Source organism: Bowmanella pacifica, assembly GCF_014645355.1.
GTDB lineage: Bacteria > Pseudomonadota > Gammaproteobacteria > Enterobacterales > Alteromonadaceae > Bowmanella > Bowmanella pacifica.
On record NZ_BMLS01000003.1, the window covers coordinates 486,120 to 504,607 of the forward strand.

The window sequence follows — 18,488 nt, forward strand, 5'->3', positions numbered from 1 at the left end:
TTACTTCTCCTGCTCGTTCAGTTGGGCATCCAGGGCGTCGACACTGTCGTCATCCAACCAGTCCACTTTGCTCATCTTGCGCACAATCACAAACTCATCGCGGTTACAGCCCACTGTGCCGTAATAGTTAAAGCCGTAAGCCTGTTGGGCGTAGCCACCAATCATATGCGTGGGTTTTAACACTGCGCGGGTCACGGAGTTATGAATACCGCCACGGGTGCCGGTGGTTTCAGCGCCAGGTACGTTCACTATCCGCTCCTGGGCGTGATACATCATGCTCATCCCTTCCGGCACCCGCTGTGACACCACGGCCCGGGCAGCGATGGCGCCATTGACGTTAAACACCTCAATCCAGTCGTTATCTTCAATCCCGGCTTTGGCAGCGTCTGGCTCGGCCAGCCACACAATAGGGCCACCACGGGACAAGGTCAGCATCAGCAGATTGTCCGAGTAAGTACTGTGAATGCCCCACTTTTGGTGTGGCGTGATCCAGTTCAGCACCAGCTCTTTGTTACCGTTACTCTTCTTGTTTAATACAGGCCGCACCGTTTTCAGGTTAACCGGTGGTTTGTACAGACAGTGCATTTCACCAAAGTCACGCATCCATTCATGATCCTGATAAAACTGCTGACGACCTGTGATGGTGCGCCAGGGGATCAACTCATGCACATTGGTATAACCTGCGTTATAGGACACATGCTCGTCTTCCAAGCCTGACCAGGTAGGTGAGCTGATGATCTTGCGCGGCTGCGCGACTATGTCGCGAAAACGGATCTTCTCCTCTTCTTTAGGCAGCGCCAGATGGCGGTGGTCTAAGCCGGTAATTTGCGACAGCGCATCCCAGGCCTTAACGGCTACCTGACCGTTGGTCTCTGGCGCCAAAGATAGGATCACTTCGGCCGCATCAATGGCTGTGTCAATTTTTGGCCGGCCCTGATTGGCACCAGCTTTGATATGACGCTGATTCAGCTCACCAAGAAAATCCACTTCCTTCTGGGTATTCCAGCTAATGCCCTTACCGCCGTTGCCCAATTTGTCCATTAATGGACCAAGGGAGGTAAAACGCGCATAGGTATTGGGATAGTCACGCTCGACGGTAATCATATTCGGCGCAGTTTTGCCTGGGATCAGGTCGCATTCGCCCTTCCACCAGGCCTGGCTGCCAAAAGGCTGTGCCAGCTCACCGGGGCTGTCATGCTGCATCGGCTGAGTCACCAGATCTTCTTCCTGGCCAAGGTGTCCTTCACAGAGCTCTGAGAACGACTTGGCAATCCCCTTGAAGATGTCCCAGTCACTACGCGATTCCCAAACCGGGTCCACGGCGCTGGACAAGGGGTGAATAAAGGGGTGCATATCCGAGGTATTCAGGTCGTCTTTTTCATACCAGGTCGCAGTAGGCAACACGATGTCGGAATACAAACAGGTGGTGGACATACGAAAATCCAAGGTGACAAACAAATCCACCTTGCCTTCCGGCGCATCATCACGCCAGTGCACATCTTCGGGCTTGTCACCGCCCTCTTCACCTAAATCCTTACCCATCAAGCCGTGCTTGGTACCCAGTAAGTGGCGCAGCATATATTCATGACCCTTACCGGAAGACCCCAGCAAGTTGGAGCGCCAGATAAACATATTACGCGGGAAGTTTTTCGGGTTATCCGGATCCAGACAAGCAAATTCCAGCTCGCCACTTTTTAATTGCTGCACCGCATAATCTTTGGCTGACATACCGGCGTCACGGGCATCACGACAAAGCTGCAGCGGGTTCATACCAAGTTGCGGCGCCGACGGCAGCCAACCCATGCGCTCGGCACGGGTGTTGTAGTCGATAATGGCTCCGGTCCACTTGCTCTTATCCGCCAGCGGCGAAATCACTTCCTGCATATGCAGTTTTTCATAGCGCCACTGGCTGGAGTGATTATAGAAAAAGGACGTGCCGTTCATATGACGAGGTGGACGTACCCAGTCAAGGCCAAACGCCAATGGGGTCCAACCGGTTTGCGGACGCAGTTTTTCCTGGCCCACATAATGGGCCCAACCGCCGCCGCTTTGTCCTACGCAACCACACAAGATCAACATATTGATCAGGCCACGGTAGTTCATATCCATGTTGTACCAGTGGTTCATCCCCGCGCCGACAATGATCATCGAGCGACCTTTGGTTTTGGCCGCATTGTCAGCAAACTCACGGGCCACTTTCACCACATCGGCGGCCTTCACGCCGGTGATGGCTTCCTGCCAGGCCGGGGTATAAGGCAGGTTCTGTTCGAAGGTTTTGGCACAGTTAGGGTCCTGATAGCCGTTCTCCACGCCATAGTTAGCCAGGGTCAAATCAAATACCGTCGCGACTTTGGCCTGACGCCCATCCGCCAGCGTCACCAACCTGACGGGCACCTTACGGGGGATCACCGCGTCATGTTCGGTATGTTGGAAATAACCGTATTCGTGTTCACGGCTACCAAAGTACGGGAAATTAACCGCTGCCAGCTCGTCATGACCGGCTTTCAGGCTGAGCTGCAGATGCAGGTTCTCGCCGGTTTTACCGTCACGCTGGGTCAGGTTCCATTTACCTTTGCCAATACCGCTTTGTGCCTCCCCCCAGCGATAACCTATGGCGCCGGTGGGAGACACCAGTTCACCGTTCTCTTCATTAAGCGCTATGGTCTTCCATTCGGGGTTGTTTTCCTGCCCGAGATTGTCCAGCAAGTCGGACGCGCGCAGAAAACGCCCCTGTACCAAACTGCCATCTTCCTGCTCGTCGAGTAACACCAACATGGGCATATCACTGTAACGACGAACATAGTCAGTGAAATACTCGACCTGACGGTCAACATAAAACTCTTTGAGGATCACATGGCCAAAGGCCATCGCCAGCGCGGCATCTGTCCCCTGCTTGGGTGCCAGCCACTGGTCGGTCAGCTTGGCGACCTCGGAATAATCCGGCGTCACACTGATAACTTTTGTGCCTTTATAGCGAACCTCGGTGAGGAAGTGCGCATCTGGGGTGCGGGTCTGGGGTACATTCGAGCCCCAGCAGATAATGTAATTGGCGTTGTACCAATCCGCCGACTCGGGCACATCGGTCTGTTCCCCCCACACCTGCGGTGACGCCGGTGGCAGGTCGCAATACCAGTCGTAAAAACTCAGGCAGTTACCGCCAATCAATGACAAATAACGAGCCCCGGCGGCATAGGACACCATGGACATGGCTGGAATAGGCGAAAAGCCGGTTACCCTGTCAGGCCCATAGGTTTTGGTGGTGTAAATGTTGGCCGCGGCGATGATTTCATTCACCTCATCCCAGCGCGCCCGTACAAAACCACCTAAGCCCCGCTGCTGCTTGTAATCCTTGGCTTTAACCGGGTCTTCAACGATGGACGCCCAGGCCTCAACCGGATCTTTGTGCTGCATTTTGGCCTGACGCCACAGCTTCACCAAGCGCTTACGAATCTTCGGATACTTGAGGCGATTGGCGCTGTAGATATACCAGGAATAACTGGCACCACGGGGACAGCCACGAGGTTCATGATTAGGCAGGTCAGGCCGGGTGCGAGGATAATCGGTTTGTTGGGTTTCCCAGGTCACCAGGCCGTCTTTAACATAAATTTTCCAACTGCAGGAGCCGGTACAATTCACCCCATGGGTGGAGCGCACTATTTTGTCGTGTTGCCAGCGACGACGATACCCATTTTCCCAACTCCGATCTTCGTCTGTGGTCACACCGTGGCCTTTGGCGAACTGTCCTTTTATACGTTTGAAATACTGCAATCTGTCCAGAAATTGACTCATGCCGGACTCCTGTTGATAAATTAGCTACTGGTCTTGGCGAAATACTCGCTCTGCAGCCTAGTAAAATAGATCGCTAACAGCCTCGCAATCCCTTGCCACATAAGGGATTTAAGACAAATACCCCATAAGGGGTAGCTGTTAAATCAGGCAAAAATCAGTAATATCGCGGGATGAAAGGCAGGTGGAAACCAAAAGCCGGTAGTAGGAACTACTCCCTGTTTATTGTGAGTACCACCTGTGCCCCTGACAGGTAAGGCGATGTTAAAGCAACTTAATCGTTCAATAGTGTTCAGAATTGGCCTGATGATGTTTGTCATTAGTCTGTTGGCGGTGGTGAGTATGGCCAGCTCGGTGTTTATCAGTGACAGTGCTGAAAGTGACGCCTATGCCATCAACCTGTCCGGCACCCTGCGTATGCAAAGCTATCAGATCGTCATCAGCCTGATGCGTGAAGACTTAGCGGCAGACGAACGTCAGCAGCGCCTGGCCAAGCAGATCCAGCTATTTGACCAAACCCTGCATTTACCTACCCTACAGCGCCCGGCGATGGCCAAACAGGCCAGCGAGCATTTTCAGTTGTATGAGTCAATTGAGTCACGCTGGCAAGCGCGTATCAAACCAAATATTTCGTCTGCCACTCTACAGCCTGACCTTTTGCTGAACCTGCTAAATGAAACCGACGCCATGGTCAAAGACATCGACCGTTTGGTTCAGCTTCATCAGCATCATGCCGAGCAAAATGTCGCCACTATTCGCCTGATTCAGGGCCTTGCGTTATTGCTAACCGCCCTGCTAATGATTGTGGCCATGTTTATCATCAGCCGACATATTAAACAGCCGCTGGCCCAGCTGACCCAAATAGCCAGGCAAATAGGCCGAGGTGATTTTACCGGGCGCGCCCCCGACCATGGTCATGATGAACTGGCACTACTGGGTCATACCCTTAATCATATGTCAGATGCTATCAGTCGTTCCCACAGTTTGATGGAAAGAAAAGTGCAGGAGAAAACCATCCGCCTGCAACAAAGTAATCAGTCGATGGAACTGCTCTACAACATCAGTAATAGCCTGCAGGAGTCACTCAATCATCCGTCGGAGTTTGGCCCGCTGCTAAATCGCCTGGCAAAGATTACCGGACTGTCGGATCTGGACCTATGCATGATGACAGCCTCGGGTAATACGCCTTACGAACACCTGATGACCAAGGATAAAATTTTACCCTCGCGCTGCATCAATAAAGATTGTAATGGGTGTATGAATGCCAACCCACCGACAGATAATAAACTGACCTTTCCCCTGACCCGTGCTTCCACTAACTATGGCGTGCTGGTATGTCAGTTGCAGCCAGGGCAAAAATTGGAAACCTGGCAGATGCGCCTGCTCAAGTCCGTGGCTGATCAGTTTGCCGTAAGTTTGAGCCTGCGTGACCAGCAGGAACAAAGTCGCCGACTCGTGCTAATGCATGAACGTACTGTTATTGCCAGAGAACTGCACGATTCATTGGCGCAGGCCCTGTCTTATCTAAAAATTCAGGTGGCCAGGTTAGAGAAGCTACTTAAACAGCCTAACGGCGCTGATAAAGCCGCCCCGGTTATTGACGAACTGAAAACCGGATTAAGTTCAGCCTACCGGGAGTTACGTGAACTGCTTACCACCTTCAGACTGAAAATGGATGGCCAGAGTTTGCGCGCAGCCATGGAACAAAGTCTGCTGCAACTGCAGGAGCGTTCCGACAGTATTCGCTTCTCGCTGGAATTTGATGTGGACAACCTGCCCTTTAGCCCCAATGAAGAAATTCACCTGCTGCAAATCACCCGCGAAGCCTCGCAAAACGCGTTGCATCATTCAGGGGGCAATGAAGTGGTGGTGAGTTTGCAGCGAGATGCCAGCACCCCATCCCATATCAAGCTTAGTATTCGTGATAATGGGGTCGGCATTGAAAACGACCCAGGCAAGCTAAATCACTATGGCCTGGCCATTATGCGCGAGCGCAGTCGTAATTTAGGGGGAGAGCTGAATGTACAACGCCATCCCAAAGGCGGCACCCTGGTCAGCTTTGAATTTGAACCTGAATATTATGCCCAGCGCAAAGATGAGGTGACAGGAACCTAGTCGCGTCACAGGATTGTAGACATTAATACGGCAGCTCAGGCAGCGCAGAGCCACAACTACGAACACTGTTACCCCTTAGCCAGAACACTATCTACCTATTTAGAGGTACCCACCTATCTCCTGAGATTGGTTGGCATCCTTCTCCCTAACCGTTACTCTTTGATTATTAATCAGATAAATGCCGGAGCCTAAGATGTCCGAGTTAACCCCAGCCACTGTATTGATGGTCGACGATCACCCTTTACTGCGTAAAGGATTGACACAACTGATTGAACTGGAAGACGACCTGGAAGTGGTGGGTGAAGCCAGTAGCGGTCAGCAGGCTATTGAGCTGGCCGAGTCCCTGGACCCGGATCTTATTACTTTGGATCTCAATATGCAGGGCATGGATGGGCTGCAAACCCTGAAAGCTTTACGCGAATGTGGCGTGGATGCTCGCATCATTATGCTTACCGTGTCAGACAGTGACGAAGATGTGGTAGAAGCTATTCGTTTGGGAGCCGACGGCTACCTGCTTAAGGATATGGAGCCGGAAGCCCTGATTGATAAGCTAAAAGAAGCGGTTCTGGGTAAGATGGTGATGAGCCCAAAGCTGACCGAAATCCTGGCTACCGCCTTACGCCGCCCTCAGCGCCAAACCAACCGCGCCCTGGCCAGTTTGACCAGCCGGGAGCTGGACATCCTTAAGCTTATCGCCAAGGGGCTGAGCAATAAGCTGATTGCCAGAGAACTGGATATCTCAGATGGTACGGTGAAGGTGCATGTCAAACATCTGTTGAAAAAGCTCGATCTGCGCTCACGGGTAGAGGCCGCGGTATGGATGGTTAATCAGCAAAGTAAAGGAGATATCAGGGGCTGATTGCCACTGACTGGTATTAGTGCTCCTTAACTTTACCCCATTTAAATAACTAGGGAATACTTATAGAACCGCGATGCCGGGGCAAGCTCGGCACTGACCGGAGTAACGCCCTAGTTGCCCTACCACCCTTGACAGTGACAACACGCTGTCCCCTATAACCATAAGTGAGACTCCGCCGCAGCCCATGCTGCTAATGTGAATCAAGCTACCACTAGAAATGGCTCGCTAGCGGGCCAAACCACAGGGATTAGGCACCAGCAGATTGGGCTTAGTGGTCACCACCAACGGGAAATCATCCCAATGCACCACCGGTCTATCCCTTTTGGGGAATGGTCTGACGCCTGGATTGTCGTAGCATTAATCCGTCGGGACAACGCCCGGCCTACCGAGCCGTTATCGCTAAACCGTCGGGCATGGGATAACGGCCTATAGGGTTGATGGAGAAATCTGTCAGCCTCCCGTGTTTGGAAAGGTAAGGAATCATGTTGGAAGATAGATTTGGCCGCCGCTTTCAGTATTTGCGACTGTCCATCACCGATGTTTGCAATTTTCGCTGCACCTATTGCTTGCCTGACGGTTATCGGGGTGACAGCAAACGCCGTTTTCTCAACCAGCAGCAGATTACCACCTTGGCAGGCGCATTTTCCGGCTTGGGTACCCAAAAAATCCGTCTTACCGGAGGGGAGCCTTCGCTGCGCAAGGATCTGACGGAGATCATTGCTATCTGTGCCCAAACTCGGGGCATTGACAAGGTAGCGCTGACCACCAATGGCTTCAAGTTACCCGGCCAAGTTAAGCAATGGAAGGACGCCGGGCTAAGCGCCCTGAATGTCAGTATCGACAGTCTGGATCCCAGACAATTCCACGCCATTACCGGCCATGACAAGCTGGATACTGTGCTAAAAGGGGTAGAAAGTGCCCTTTCGCAGGGGCTTAAGGTCAAGATTAACAGCGTGCTGTTAAAAGGCTACTCTCAGGCCCTACTCAAAGATGCACTGAGCTGGCTGAAAAGCACACCGGTCACACTCCGCCTGATTGAGCTGATGCAAACTGGCGACAATCGGGCATTTTTTGCCGAAAACCATCTCAGTGGTCAGCGCATAAAAACCGAATTGCTCGCCAGTGGTTGGCTGCCCATAGTGCGGGATAAAACCGCCGGCCCCGCACAGGAGTTTTGTCACCCGGACTATCAGGGCAACATTGGTTTGATCATGCCCTACGACAAAGACTTCTGTACCAGTTGCAATCGGCTGCGGGTGTCTGCCACAGGTAATCTGCACTTGTGCCTATTTGCCGAACAGGGGTTGTCTCTGGCGCCCTGGTTGCAAGATGGTGATATAGACGGCCTGCAAACACATATTTTGCAATTGCTTGGGCAAAAAAGCAGTAGCCATTGGTTGCAGCAGGGTTTGACCGGCGCCACTCAACAACTGGCCATGCTGGGAGGCTAAATGCTGATTGGATTGGGGCTGGCCGGCGGGCATTTCAGCCGGATGGAGCAAGACAGAGTTCAGCTTCAATACACGCTGTATAACCATAGGCGCAGAACTGGCCAGGCTCGCTATTTTCAGTCCTGTTTTCTGCCTTTATATTTACCTATTACCGAGGTATTGCGTCCTTACCTTAGACAACTGATGGATAACGAAGGCCAAGGTTCGGTGCGCAATATGTTGGATCACCGGCATGCCTGTGCCCGACCCTGCGACGCCAGGCAAGGACTCGCCAATCTGAATACACCTGAGCAATGGCAAACCGCCATTACCAATGGAATGACACTATGACTACAACCCCATTATCACCCGACGCCGCTTTGAATATCGCCATACTGACGGTGTCCGATAGCCGCAGCCTCGAACAAGACAAAGCCGGACAGTATCTGCAAGAAAAGCTACTAAGCGACGGACATAAGTTAAGCCAGCGGCTTTTACTGCCAAGAAATCGCTACCTTATCCGTGCCCAGGTATCCACCTGGATTGTCAGCACCGATGTGCAGGTGATTCTGATCAATGGCGGTACCGGTTTTCATGCTGACGATTGCACCCCCGAGGCCGTGTCTGTGCTGTTTGACCGCGAAGTCGCTGGGTTTGGCGAGCTCTTCAGACAACTTTCTTTTCAGGATATTGGGCCATCGGCATTGCAATCCCGCGCACTGGCAGGCTTGGCAAACCATACCCTGATTTGTTGTTTGCCAGGCTCGGTCAATGCCTGCACCACCGCCTGGCAGCAGCTGATTGCGCCGCAACTGGATGCACGCCAGGGTAAATGCAATTTTCTTGGCCACCTCAATGTAACTCCCCTGTGTGAACAGCGGCCATGACCGGTCTGACGCATTTGAACAACAAAGGGGAAGCCAGCATGGTGGACGTTAGTCACAAGCAGCTAACGCACCGTTTGGCCATGGCTGTTGGCTATGTGGCAATGCAGCCCGACACCTTGGCGAGAATTTGCGCAGGAATGCTCCCCAAGGGCGATGTATTTGCCGTTGCCAGAGTCGCCGGCATTCAGGCAGCCAAGCAATGTGCCAGTTTAGTTCCCCTGTGCCACCCACTGATGCTTAGCGATATCCAGGTGGCATTTAAGGTGGATGCCGACAACGTCAGGGTGGAGATTCAAGCCACCTGCAAAGTAACAGGACAAACCGGAGTTGAGATGGAAGCGCTGACGGCCGTGTCCGTCGCGGCCCTGACCCTGTTCGACATGTGTAAGGCCATCGATCCGGCCATGCAGATTGGCGGTATCAGAGTCATCACCAAGTCCGGTGGCAAGAGTGGTCACTGGCAAGCGAGAGAAGATCATGATTGAAGTATTGTTTTTTGCTCAGCTGCGCGAGCAGATGGGTCATGACAAACTGGCGCTGCAAAATGCCTTTGCCGATCTAGGTGCACTTCGTCAGTACCTGATGGCACAGCATAGAGAGTGGCAGTCCTACCTGGCGCCGGACAATTCCCTGGCAGCGGTAAATCAGTGCTTAGTGGATGACAGTCATCCCTTGCATGCCGGTGACGAAGTCGCTTTCTTTCCCCCTGTTACCGGAGGCTAACATGCATCACACGCTGCCATCAGACTTTATCTCGGTAAGAGAAACCAACTTCAGCCAGGCCGAAGAATACCTGCAACTTTGCGCTGGTAACCAGCAGGACGGTGCCGTGGTCAGCTTCGTTGGGTTGGTACGGGATTTTAATCAACACAGCCAGGTACAAGGACTGACACTGGAACATTATCCGGCCATGACGGAAAAATCGCTTAGGGAGATAGTGGCTGAGGTAAGACACTTGTGGTCTGTTGGCCGCGTCCGCTTGATTCACCGGGTGGGAAGCTTACAGGCCGGAGAACAAATCGTGTTTGTCGGTGTAACCAGTCAGCACCGGGGCCAGGCATTTCAAGCCTGCGAATTCATTATGGATCAGCTTAAGACCCGGGCACCGTTTTGGAAAAAAGAACGGGATAATACCGGTGAACACTGGGTACAAGCCAAACAGCAGGATCAGCAAAAAGCCCAGCACTGGTATCATCAAAAACACCCGCACCATATTAGGTAGAGAGCAACCCTGCCGCCCAATTTCAGTGCGAGTTTAGTCTTGATAGGCATCCAGAATAATCACCGCGGTCTTTTTGGCCATCTCTGCGGCATTGGCCAAATTGGCAGTATGCGCACTGACAATGGCGCCATCGGATAGCAAGCTTAGCTGGCAGGCCACCTCTTCAGGATGACGACATTCAATGCCAGAGATAAGCTCCGTAATGTATTGCAAAATAAAGCGCTTATGATTGGCACAGACCACATGAATAGGATCGGTTTTTCTTGGGTACTCAGCAGATGCATTGATAAACATACAACCGTTAAACTTCTCTGAGTTAAACCATTCCGATAAGGCGTCAAAATAGGCAAGTATTCTGGCATAGGCCGGCTTTCCCCTTTGCACTTTTTCATACTTATCCACCAACGCCTTAATCATTGCCATAAACTCCTCATCCCTTTTGTTTAACGCAGCAATAATTAGCTCATCTTTAGACTTAAAATGATTGTACAACGTTCGTTTGGCTACCCCGGACTGCGCTAAAATAGTGTCTATCCCAGTGACTCTGAAACCATGCTGATAAAACAGTTTCTGTGCCACTTCGACCAGTTCATCTCGTTTACTCTTCTTTGTCACTATTCGTTTCCCAGACATCAAAACCTCAGAACAAATACACTCTACAGTCTAATTTTGTATGGCATTTATTTTTAACTAAATAAATAACTAAGTGTCGTATAGCGTACAGCTTAGTCTACCTCAAAATTAGTCTAGATCGTCTGGACTATATTCAATATGCATAAAGCAACCACCAATCACTAATAACAGATACTTACCTGATGGGCAGAGCAGAGCCCGCACACCGAAGAAATTTACTAGCACTAGACTAGGACAGTTGGCGAGCCGTCTTCTGCCACTGTCTTGGAGATTGCCCCGTCCATTGACGGAAATGGCGACTGAATACGGCCACTTCGGCATACCCCAGTTGCAGCGCCAATTCGGTGATTGACTGTGAACCAAACCTAAGCTGCTGTTCTGCCATGTTTTGTCGAACCTCGCGCAATAGCAGACTGTAACTGACCTCTGCGGCTTTTAAACGCATTTGCAAGGTACGTTCATGCATTCCCAGCGCCGTGGCCACTCTATCTATACTGCATTCCCCGGTGGGCAAGAGCCGGCCAATAACTTCCTTAGTCTGCGCCGCAAGGTTGTCTGGATAATGGTTCTGTAAGTAAGCCAGATAAGCGGTTAAATGCCGGTTTAATGCCTCATCATCATGGTGATTACGACTGGCTAATTGGGCGGTAGTCAGCACAATGCCATCAAAGTCCTGCTCAAATCGTATCGTCGGTAGCGGTGTCGCCAGCGAGGTATGACTGGCTATAGGCTGAGCCTGACGTAAATACAAGGTCATTGCCCTCGGCTCGGTATTTAACAGACCAGAGACAAAAATGGCCATTTGCGCCACACTCATTTGCATAAGCTGTACAAAGGAATGAGACACTGGTAAATCGAGAGACAAACTCAGCCGCGCCGAGTCACCGCGCGGTACTATCTGCAGCGACACGCCACCTGCATGCAAATAAACATAGCGGTTACCCCATTCCAGTGCCTCGGCCACGGTAGCAGCGCGTGATACCAACATAGGCAAGTCCCCTAACACATTCGCCCGCTGGCGTTGTGCTAATGCCAGCCCAAACAGGGGTTGCTGGCAGCGCTGAGCGGCTATCTCCAGTAAGGTTGCCAATTTGGCATGGGCAATATAGGTGTTAGGATCCCTAAACTGCACCTGATGCAATCCCGCCTGACGAATAATCTCTATGGGGTTTTGCCCATATTCCAACACCAGTTGTTCAAAATGTGCCGCCGCCCCACTGCGTACTAAATGCATATATCCGCCTTACGCCCCTCGAAACTCGTAATATATCAATTTAAATGCGTAATAAGTCAAGAACCATGACCAGATTCTCACTACATTGAACTCATCACCCCGTTCTTGTCGCCCGAAACTGGCGCCGGACCGGTGTCACATTCCGTGTTAAATAGAGGAGTCACTTATGACGATGATGAACTCAATTGCCTTACAAGATGGTGTTTTGAAATCTATTCAAGCCCCGCTGCCAGAGCCGCAAGCCGGACAGGTGTTAGTGCGCAGCCTGGCATGTGGTATCTGCGGTTCGGACTTACACATTGCCCGCCATTCAGATGACGTACTGAACTTTTTCCGTGATATGGACTTACTGCCTCCTGGCACTGACAACCATGCCCAGGTATTGCTGGGCCATGAATTCTGCGCAGAGATTATCAGTTACGGACCCAATACCCAGCAAGAACTGCCCATTGGAAGCCGGGTGACATCCGTGCCCATTCTGCTCAGCCAGGATAATGCCGGGGTTGGCGTGACACCTGGTGTAGGGGGCGCCTACTCCGAATACTTTATCCTCGATGAAGCGCTGCTCTTGCCGGTGCCTAATCATGTCCCAGCCGAAGCTGCTGCCTTAACCGAGCCATTGGCGGTAGGATTACATGCCGTAAATCGCGCCGATATCCGTCCTGAGGATACCGCCTTAGTGGTTGGCTGTGGCCCTATTGGTTTAGCGGTTATCTCTGCCTTGCATCGCAAAGGCGTAAAAAACATTCTGGCCGCCGATCTGCAACAAGACAAGCTGGCAATGGCACGGGAGTTTGGCGCAACGGCCGATGTTAACCCCAAAGAGCAGGACGAAGTGGCCGTCGCAGCAAAATATGCCGGCAGCAACCGCTTGGTGATTTTTGAATGCGTAGGCATTCACAGTCTTATCGATGGCTTTGTGCGCCGTGCGCCGGCTAACGCTAGGATTGTCATCACCGGCGTGCATACTACGCCCTCTACCATCAATTATGCTTACGCCACAGTGAAAGAGCTGGATCTGCGTTTTTCCTACTATTACCAACCGGATGAATTTAAAGAATGTCTGGATGCCATTGCCGAGGGCGAAATTCCCTGGCAACTGCTGCTCACAGGTAAAGTGGGGATTGATGGTGTAGGCGATGCCTTTGCCCAGCTAATGAAGCCCAATCAGCATATCAAAGTGATGATCGAACCCTGGCGTAAAGGGCTCCTCGAAGTCTATTAAGAATAAGCTATCTCTTTTGCCGGCCATACTATGGCCGGTTTTTCTGTTTTTATCCCCTAATGTTTGTTACGCCCGCGCTAATTTTCCCCGCAGCTTAGTCCAATGACCCGAATACCCGTTTTAGTAGCCCAAACTTACAAGCATGCAATAAGGCTGATTTCACCCTCGCCCCGCATTCGCAAATAGTCAAATACAGCTCGTAAAATATCAAGATAGGAGAGTGCGGCAAGATTATAGTAAGTCGTATCAACAACCGGAGAGTCAAGATGCGATTAGCAAACAAGAACATTATTGTGACAGGTGCGGCAGGCGGTATAGGCCAAGCCATGGTCAACAAACTGCTCACCGAAGGAGCCAATGTATTAGCTTCTGATATCTCAGATGAAGCACTGGCGGTTTTCGGCCACTATAACTCGCCACGTCTTGTCACCCTGGCCACAGATATTACCCATTACGCCCAGGTAGAAGCCATGATCAGCCATCTTGTCAGTCACTTTGGACATTTGGATGTGCTGATTAATAACGCGGGTATTGCCACCGCTAAGCCGTTGCTTGAACACGATCCAGCGGCAGACTTTGATCCTATCACCCGAGTAAACCAACAAGGGGTCTATTACGGCATTTTGGCGGCAGGTCGACAGTTCAGTGCACAAGGAACCGGCGGCGTCATCGTTAACACCTCATCTGTCTATGCCAAGATGGCCTCCGAATTAACCTTTAGCTATAACGTCAGCAAAGCCGCTGTCGACATGATGACCAAATGTGCCGCTTTGGAACTGGCCCCCCTTGGCGTTCGGGTCTGCGCCGTGGCGCCGGGTCGCGTTAATACGCCGATGCTGCATCAATATAAAGAGGTGGGCTTGTGGGATCACATTCGCAAAGAGCATATGCGTGAAACCTTCACCCAACCTAAAGAAATCGCCAATGTGGTGGCATTTTTAGCCAGCGAAGAGGCCAATAGCATCAATGGTGTCACGATCAGCGCCGCCGATGGCTTTGAGAACTTCAAATATCCCTTATTGAGCTAGCGTGCTCCCCTTTGCCGGGCGGGCAACCCCCGGCATTTTTCCCCAATGAGGCCTAAAAGGCACTGCCAGTGCAGAGGAAAAGACAGGCTGTCGGGCAACCTGTCTGTGGCAGTAAGCTATTGTTGATTAAAGTGCCCAGGGGTTCTGATAGGTTGGGCCGCCTTTACCGGTATCGGCGCTATCTCTGGCACTAGCATTTGAAATACCTTGCGATCTTTTTTGCGAATTCCCCATAGAATCCGTTCCTTTTTACTCCGCTCCCAAGCAATGCCCTGACCATGAATATCCGGCGCAGCAACAGTGGCCAGCCAGTGCAGTTCACTGCCGTAGTCGGGCAAGGCCAAAACGTAGATTTCCCCATGGTCATGACCGGTCAGATATAAAAGCCCATCCGGCCCCCAACTGCCACCAGAGTTACTCATGGGCGATATACGTTTAAGAATACCGGCTGGCAATTGCCATTTTTCCAGGATCTGAAACTGATCGTTCATTTTTACCACTTGGGTATTGGCGGTCAGGCCATAGGCCTGAGTCTGGCCTTTTTGTACTTTGTCGTAATTGGCAAAGGCTCCCCACCAGTAGCCTTGATGCCTATCCAGCCAGGTAAACGAGCCAAGCTCAGTGCCAAAACTATAAGTGGCAATGTGGGCCATGCTGGCGGTATCCCATACTTCCACCGAGCTTGTCATTGGCCAATGAGGATAATTGGAATGCGAGGCATACAGCTTTCCCTGCCATACCATGCCACTGTCCAGATGAATCAAGGGCCCGTGCTGGTCGGACTCACCATCCCACTGCAGTAGCGCTCTGCCATCTGACTTACGATGCTTGGTAATACGAAAACTGTTGACCGCATAAAAATGCTGCTCATCCACCGCAACGCCCTGTCGGGCATCAAAGGTTTGGTGCTCAGCCAAGGTCTGCGTGCTCAGGGCTGGCGCCATATTCGCTTGTGCCCACACAGGCAGGCTAAGGCCCAGTAATAAACAGGCTTTTGCATACTGTTTCATTTATCTGCTCTTGTTTAAAAGGCCCCCAAGCAAGGGGGCATAATTTGCTTAAAGACAGCCTTACAGACTGTAAGTCAGGCCGAAGTAGTAAGTGGTACCCACATATTCGTATTCGGTATTCCAGGCTTCGTTGCCGCCTTGAAACTCGGTGGTCGGTTCGTCATTGATGTTATTGGCATCAAAGTACAGTGTCAGGCTGTCGCTCAGGTTGTAGGACATACGCAGATCCCAGCGGCCAAACTCGCCCTGCTCCACATCGTCTTCCACCCTTTGCAGATCATTAGAATCGGTCAGGAATGACGCGTTGTAGTTGTAGGTCAGTCCCACATACAAGTTGTCATCTTCGTAGAACAGGGTGAAGCTTTGAATCTCCTCCGGTTGTCCTTCCAGCTTACGGTTCTGGCCAATATTGCTGTCATAGAATTCCGCATCGATATTAGTGTAGGAATACATCGCCCCCACCCCATCGAATGGCTGCGGCAGGTTACTGAACTGGTGCTGGATATTAAATTCAACACCACGCACCTCGGCGGTGTCGGCATTGCGCTTGGTGCGTACAACCAGTTCATCTACACCATAATCAATCCCTTCATAGCTGCCGCCACTGAGGGTTTTCTCATCATTGATGATGATGTTATCGATATCCTTTTGAAACCAGGCAACCGATAGCAAACTGGCATCGGTGGGATACCATTCCAGTGCCAAGTCCAGGTTATCCGCGGTATAAGGTTCTAAATCGGGATTGCCGATGCTCAGCACACCGTCGCCGTTTTCATCAATGCCAAAACTGGACGTCGCGCTGATATCACCGTAATTGGGGCGTCCCAGGGCCGTGGTATAAGAGGCCCGCCCAATCAGCTTGTCGGTGAAATGGTAATTGGCAATTAAGGAAGGCAATACAACACTGTTGTCGCCTTCGATACTGACAGGCTCGAACTTATCATCAATACGCTGATTGGCATTTGATGTCACGTCGGTTTGTTCAAAGCGCAATCCAGCCACCAGCTCCAGTTTGTTAAGCTGCAGGGTATTCATGATATACACCGCACTCACCTGCTCTTCTACGCTGCGATCCGATGCCAGATTGGCCACACCATTATCGTCCACCTGATCAAACAGCTCAGGGTTGGTATGTAGCAGGGCATTCAGCGCATCCAGATTGAACCACAAGTTGGCACGCGCCTGACCATCCACATCATTTAAAAAGGCACCGTCGGTCACGTTAAAGTCCGCCAGATTATTGCGCTCAATATCGTAAGACAGATTGTTGTAATCAAAAGACTTCTTGCTACGACTGTACTTACCGCCAAATTTCACCGCACCGGCATAACCGTTCAGGGTATAGGCGTATTCGCTGTCGAACTTGGCAGAAAACACGTCCTGCTCGGCAGAGTCATTCTGGTAGGACACATCATGAAAACGCAGATTAGACGCAAGATTATGTTGCAGCCCGCCTTCAGCAATTTCTAATACCCCGTTTTCATTTAGCGACCAGCTATCTGGACCTAAATCCTGGGGCGTATTCTGACGAAAGCCCCAGTCGGCGTTCGGCTCGCTGATTTCATTGTGACCAAAGTTAATGCCGTATTGATGCAGCCAGCTGCCACTTAAGGTTTCCCCGCTGAAGCTCAGATTCAGCAGCTTTTTATTAATATCTTCGCGGCGTAAGTCGGCGCGAATAAAGGACCCGCCTGGCACCATAGTCACGGTATCGCCATTGATATCGGCAATCAGCTCGCCATCCTGTTCAATGCCCTGACGGAAGCGGTTACGATGCTGAAATTCGTCGAATTGGCTGTAAAACCCCTGCAGCATCAACGTGGTGGTATCGGACGCTTTATATTGCAGCCCCGCCACGGCAGTATCGCGATCACGCCCCACCACGTAGTAGTTGTTTTTAGTTTGTTCGGGATACGCAACGCCACTGATCTCAGCCCAGTCATCCTGATAGATACCCTGCGCCAGATATTGCCGGTGCGAGGTGGATGCCCCCAGGTTCCAGCCCAGTCTTTCGTTAATCCGTCCTGAAGCTGCCACATCGAAATTATAGGGGTCATCACTGTCGTAATAAGGGTTGTCCTGATCGGCGCTTTCAAAGCCGTAACGCAGATTGGTGGTTACCTGCAGCTCGTCGGTATCCAGCGGTCTTTTGGTCACAATATTGACCGTTCCGCCAATACCCTCACCGTCCATATCGGCGGTCTTGGCTTTATACACTTCCACACTTTGCAGCAACTCACCGCCCAGAATATCCAAGGGCATAGAGCGTCCGCTGCCGTCTTTCTCCGGCGAGCCCGTTTCAAAACCATTTACCGTTACCCGGTTCCAGTCGGGACGAATACCACGAATAGAGGCAAAACGCCCTTCCCCTTTCTCGATTAAAATAGACACGCCGGGTAAACGGTTTAATGACTCGGCGGCATTTTTATCCGGCAAACGCCCAAGGTTGTCGGTAGACAGCGCTTCCATCAGCATCGAGGCATTGCGCTTAGTATCCAGTGCCCTAAGGCGCGAAAGCTTTTGCCCTGTAACCACAATTTCTTCCACCGTACCGTCTTCTGACATCTGTGCGGTGACATTCGGAGCAATAAACAAAGAAGATAGAAAAGCGGCAATAGCCGACAATTTATGTTGTTTCACGTTTTGTTCCTCTACAGGCTGAGTGCGTAGTTGCGCTATTTTTAAGCGTCCATCGGCCAAATAAGATGGCTGAAGGCGCGTGCCTTGCAGAAGCAGGTAAGCCGCCTGCGACACTGTCATGTCGCCGGTGACGGCATTGGCCTGGGTTTTCCGCGCGATTTCATAGGGAAACACCAAGGTTAAATCCGCCTGCTCTGCAAACAGAGTGAGCGCTTTGTCTGCCTGCAACGGAGGAATATTGAAACGAATCTTGCTCGGTTCAGCGGCAAACACCTGACCTGCCAGCAACCAATAGCTGCCTAACAAGATGCCATATGACAACCCGCCAGCACCGCGCATCCCATCCATTGCAGTGACAATGCACCACCGCCTGATTGACGAGACAGCACGGAAAATCCGCCACAAGTTTTTGATGAAGG

15 protein-coding genes and 1 riboswitch are annotated in these 18,488 nt (G+C 51.5%); of the genes, 10 read left to right on the forward strand and 5 right to left on the reverse strand.

Annotated elements, in window-relative coordinates; translation table 11 throughout:
• A complete protein-coding gene (locus IEX02_RS12205; RefSeq protein WP_188695325.1) occupies positions 1 to 3,789 on the reverse strand; it encodes a nitrate reductase subunit alpha in 3,789 nt (1,262 codons plus the stop codon).
• Between the two features lie 258 nt (positions 3,790 to 4,047).
• On the opposite strand from IEX02_RS12205, the gene IEX02_RS12210 reads away from it, so the two are divergent.
• The 8 genes from IEX02_RS12210 to moaE all read left to right on the forward strand — a co-directional run bounded on the left by IEX02_RS12210 (position 4,048) and on the right by moaE (position 10,299).
• A complete protein-coding gene (locus IEX02_RS12210; protein ID WP_188695327.1) occupies positions 4,048 to 5,901 on the forward strand; it encodes a histidine kinase in 1,854 nt (617 codons plus the stop codon).
• Positions 5,902 to 6,094: 193 nt separating this feature from the next.
• Positions 6,095 to 6,760, forward strand: coding sequence for a two-component system response regulator NarL (narL, locus tag IEX02_RS12215; RefSeq protein ID WP_188695330.1), 666 nt, complete (start codon positions 6,095 to 6,097; stop codon positions 6,758 to 6,760).
• Positions 6,761 to 7,131: 371 nt separating this feature from the next.
• A riboswitch (molybdenum cofactor riboswitch) is annotated at positions 7,132 to 7,252 on the forward strand.
• Positions 7,243 to 8,211 (forward strand): GTP 3',8-cyclase MoaA, encoded by a 969-nt coding sequence (gene moaA, locus IEX02_RS12220; RefSeq protein ID WP_188695333.1) that lies wholly within the window; start codon positions 7,243 to 7,245, stop codon positions 8,209 to 8,211. Its footprint overlaps the riboswitch before it by 10 nt.
• Positions 8,212 to 8,541 carry a hypothetical protein gene (locus IEX02_RS12225; RefSeq protein ID WP_188695335.1) on the forward strand — a complete coding sequence of 110 codons (330 nt, stop codon included), beginning with the start codon at positions 8,212 to 8,214 and terminating at the stop codon, positions 8,539 to 8,541. It abuts the gene before it with no gap.
• Entirely contained in the window at positions 8,538 to 9,077 is a 540-nt protein-coding gene (gene moaB, locus IEX02_RS12230; protein ID WP_188695339.1) for a molybdenum cofactor biosynthesis protein B, read from the forward strand. Before IEX02_RS12225 ends, moaB begins: the two co-directional genes overlap by 4 nt.
• Positions 9,074 to 9,562 carry a cyclic pyranopterin monophosphate synthase MoaC gene (gene moaC, locus IEX02_RS12235; protein ID WP_188695341.1) on the forward strand — a complete coding sequence of 163 codons (489 nt, stop codon included), beginning with the start codon at positions 9,074 to 9,076 and terminating at the stop codon, positions 9,560 to 9,562. Before moaB ends, moaC begins: the two co-directional genes overlap by 4 nt.
• The gene (gene moaD, locus IEX02_RS12240) at positions 9,555 to 9,800 is read left to right on the forward strand and encodes a molybdopterin synthase sulfur carrier subunit (protein WP_188695343.1); all 246 of its coding nucleotides are present in this window, start codon (positions 9,555 to 9,557) and stop codon (positions 9,798 to 9,800) included. The genes moaC and moaD overlap by 8 nt, the downstream gene beginning before the upstream one ends.
• Before the next feature lies 1 nt (position 9,801).
• Positions 9,802 to 10,299, forward strand: coding sequence for a molybdopterin synthase catalytic subunit MoaE (gene moaE / locus IEX02_RS12245; RefSeq protein WP_188695347.1), 498 nt, complete (start codon positions 9,802 to 9,804; stop codon positions 10,297 to 10,299).
• 33 nt (positions 10,300 to 10,332) lie between these two features.
• Here the strand turns inward: moaE and IEX02_RS12250 are convergent, their stop codons facing one another.
• Positions 10,333 to 10,914 (reverse strand): TetR/AcrR family transcriptional regulator, encoded by a 582-nt coding sequence (locus IEX02_RS12250; RefSeq protein WP_188695350.1) that lies wholly within the window; start codon positions 10,912 to 10,914, stop codon positions 10,333 to 10,335.
• Positions 10,915 to 11,161: 247 nt separating this feature from the next.
• Positions 11,162 to 12,166 carry an AraC family transcriptional regulator gene (locus tag IEX02_RS12255; RefSeq protein ID WP_188695353.1) on the reverse strand — a complete coding sequence of 335 codons (1,005 nt, stop codon included), beginning with the start codon at positions 12,164 to 12,166 and terminating at the stop codon, positions 11,162 to 11,164.
• A 166-nt stretch (positions 12,167 to 12,332) separates the two neighbouring features.
• Here IEX02_RS12255 and IEX02_RS12260 point away from each other — a divergent pair, with 166 nt between their 5' ends.
• Both IEX02_RS12260 and IEX02_RS12265 read left to right on the forward strand, forming a co-directional pair.
• Positions 12,333 to 13,391 (forward strand): zinc-binding dehydrogenase, encoded by a 1,059-nt coding sequence (locus tag IEX02_RS12260; protein ID WP_188695357.1) that lies wholly within the window; start codon positions 12,333 to 12,335, stop codon positions 13,389 to 13,391.
• A 266-nt stretch (positions 13,392 to 13,657) separates the two neighbouring features.
• Positions 13,658 to 14,419, forward strand: coding sequence for an SDR family NAD(P)-dependent oxidoreductase (locus IEX02_RS12265; RefSeq protein ID WP_188695360.1), 762 nt, complete (start codon positions 13,658 to 13,660; stop codon positions 14,417 to 14,419).
• A 116-nt stretch (positions 14,420 to 14,535) separates the two neighbouring features.
• Here the strand turns inward: IEX02_RS12265 and IEX02_RS12270 are convergent, their stop codons facing one another.
• The gene (locus tag IEX02_RS12270) at positions 14,536 to 15,429 is read right to left on the reverse strand and encodes a hypothetical protein (protein ID WP_188695362.1); all 894 of its coding nucleotides are present in this window, start codon (positions 15,427 to 15,429) and stop codon (positions 14,536 to 14,538) included.
• Between the two features lie 60 nt (positions 15,430 to 15,489).
• Positions 15,490 to 18,417, reverse strand: a complete 2,928-nt coding sequence (locus tag IEX02_RS12275) for a TonB-dependent receptor (protein WP_229702207.1) — start codon at positions 18,415 to 18,417, stop codon at positions 15,490 to 15,492.
• Between the last annotated feature and the right edge of the window lie 71 nt (positions 18,418 to 18,488).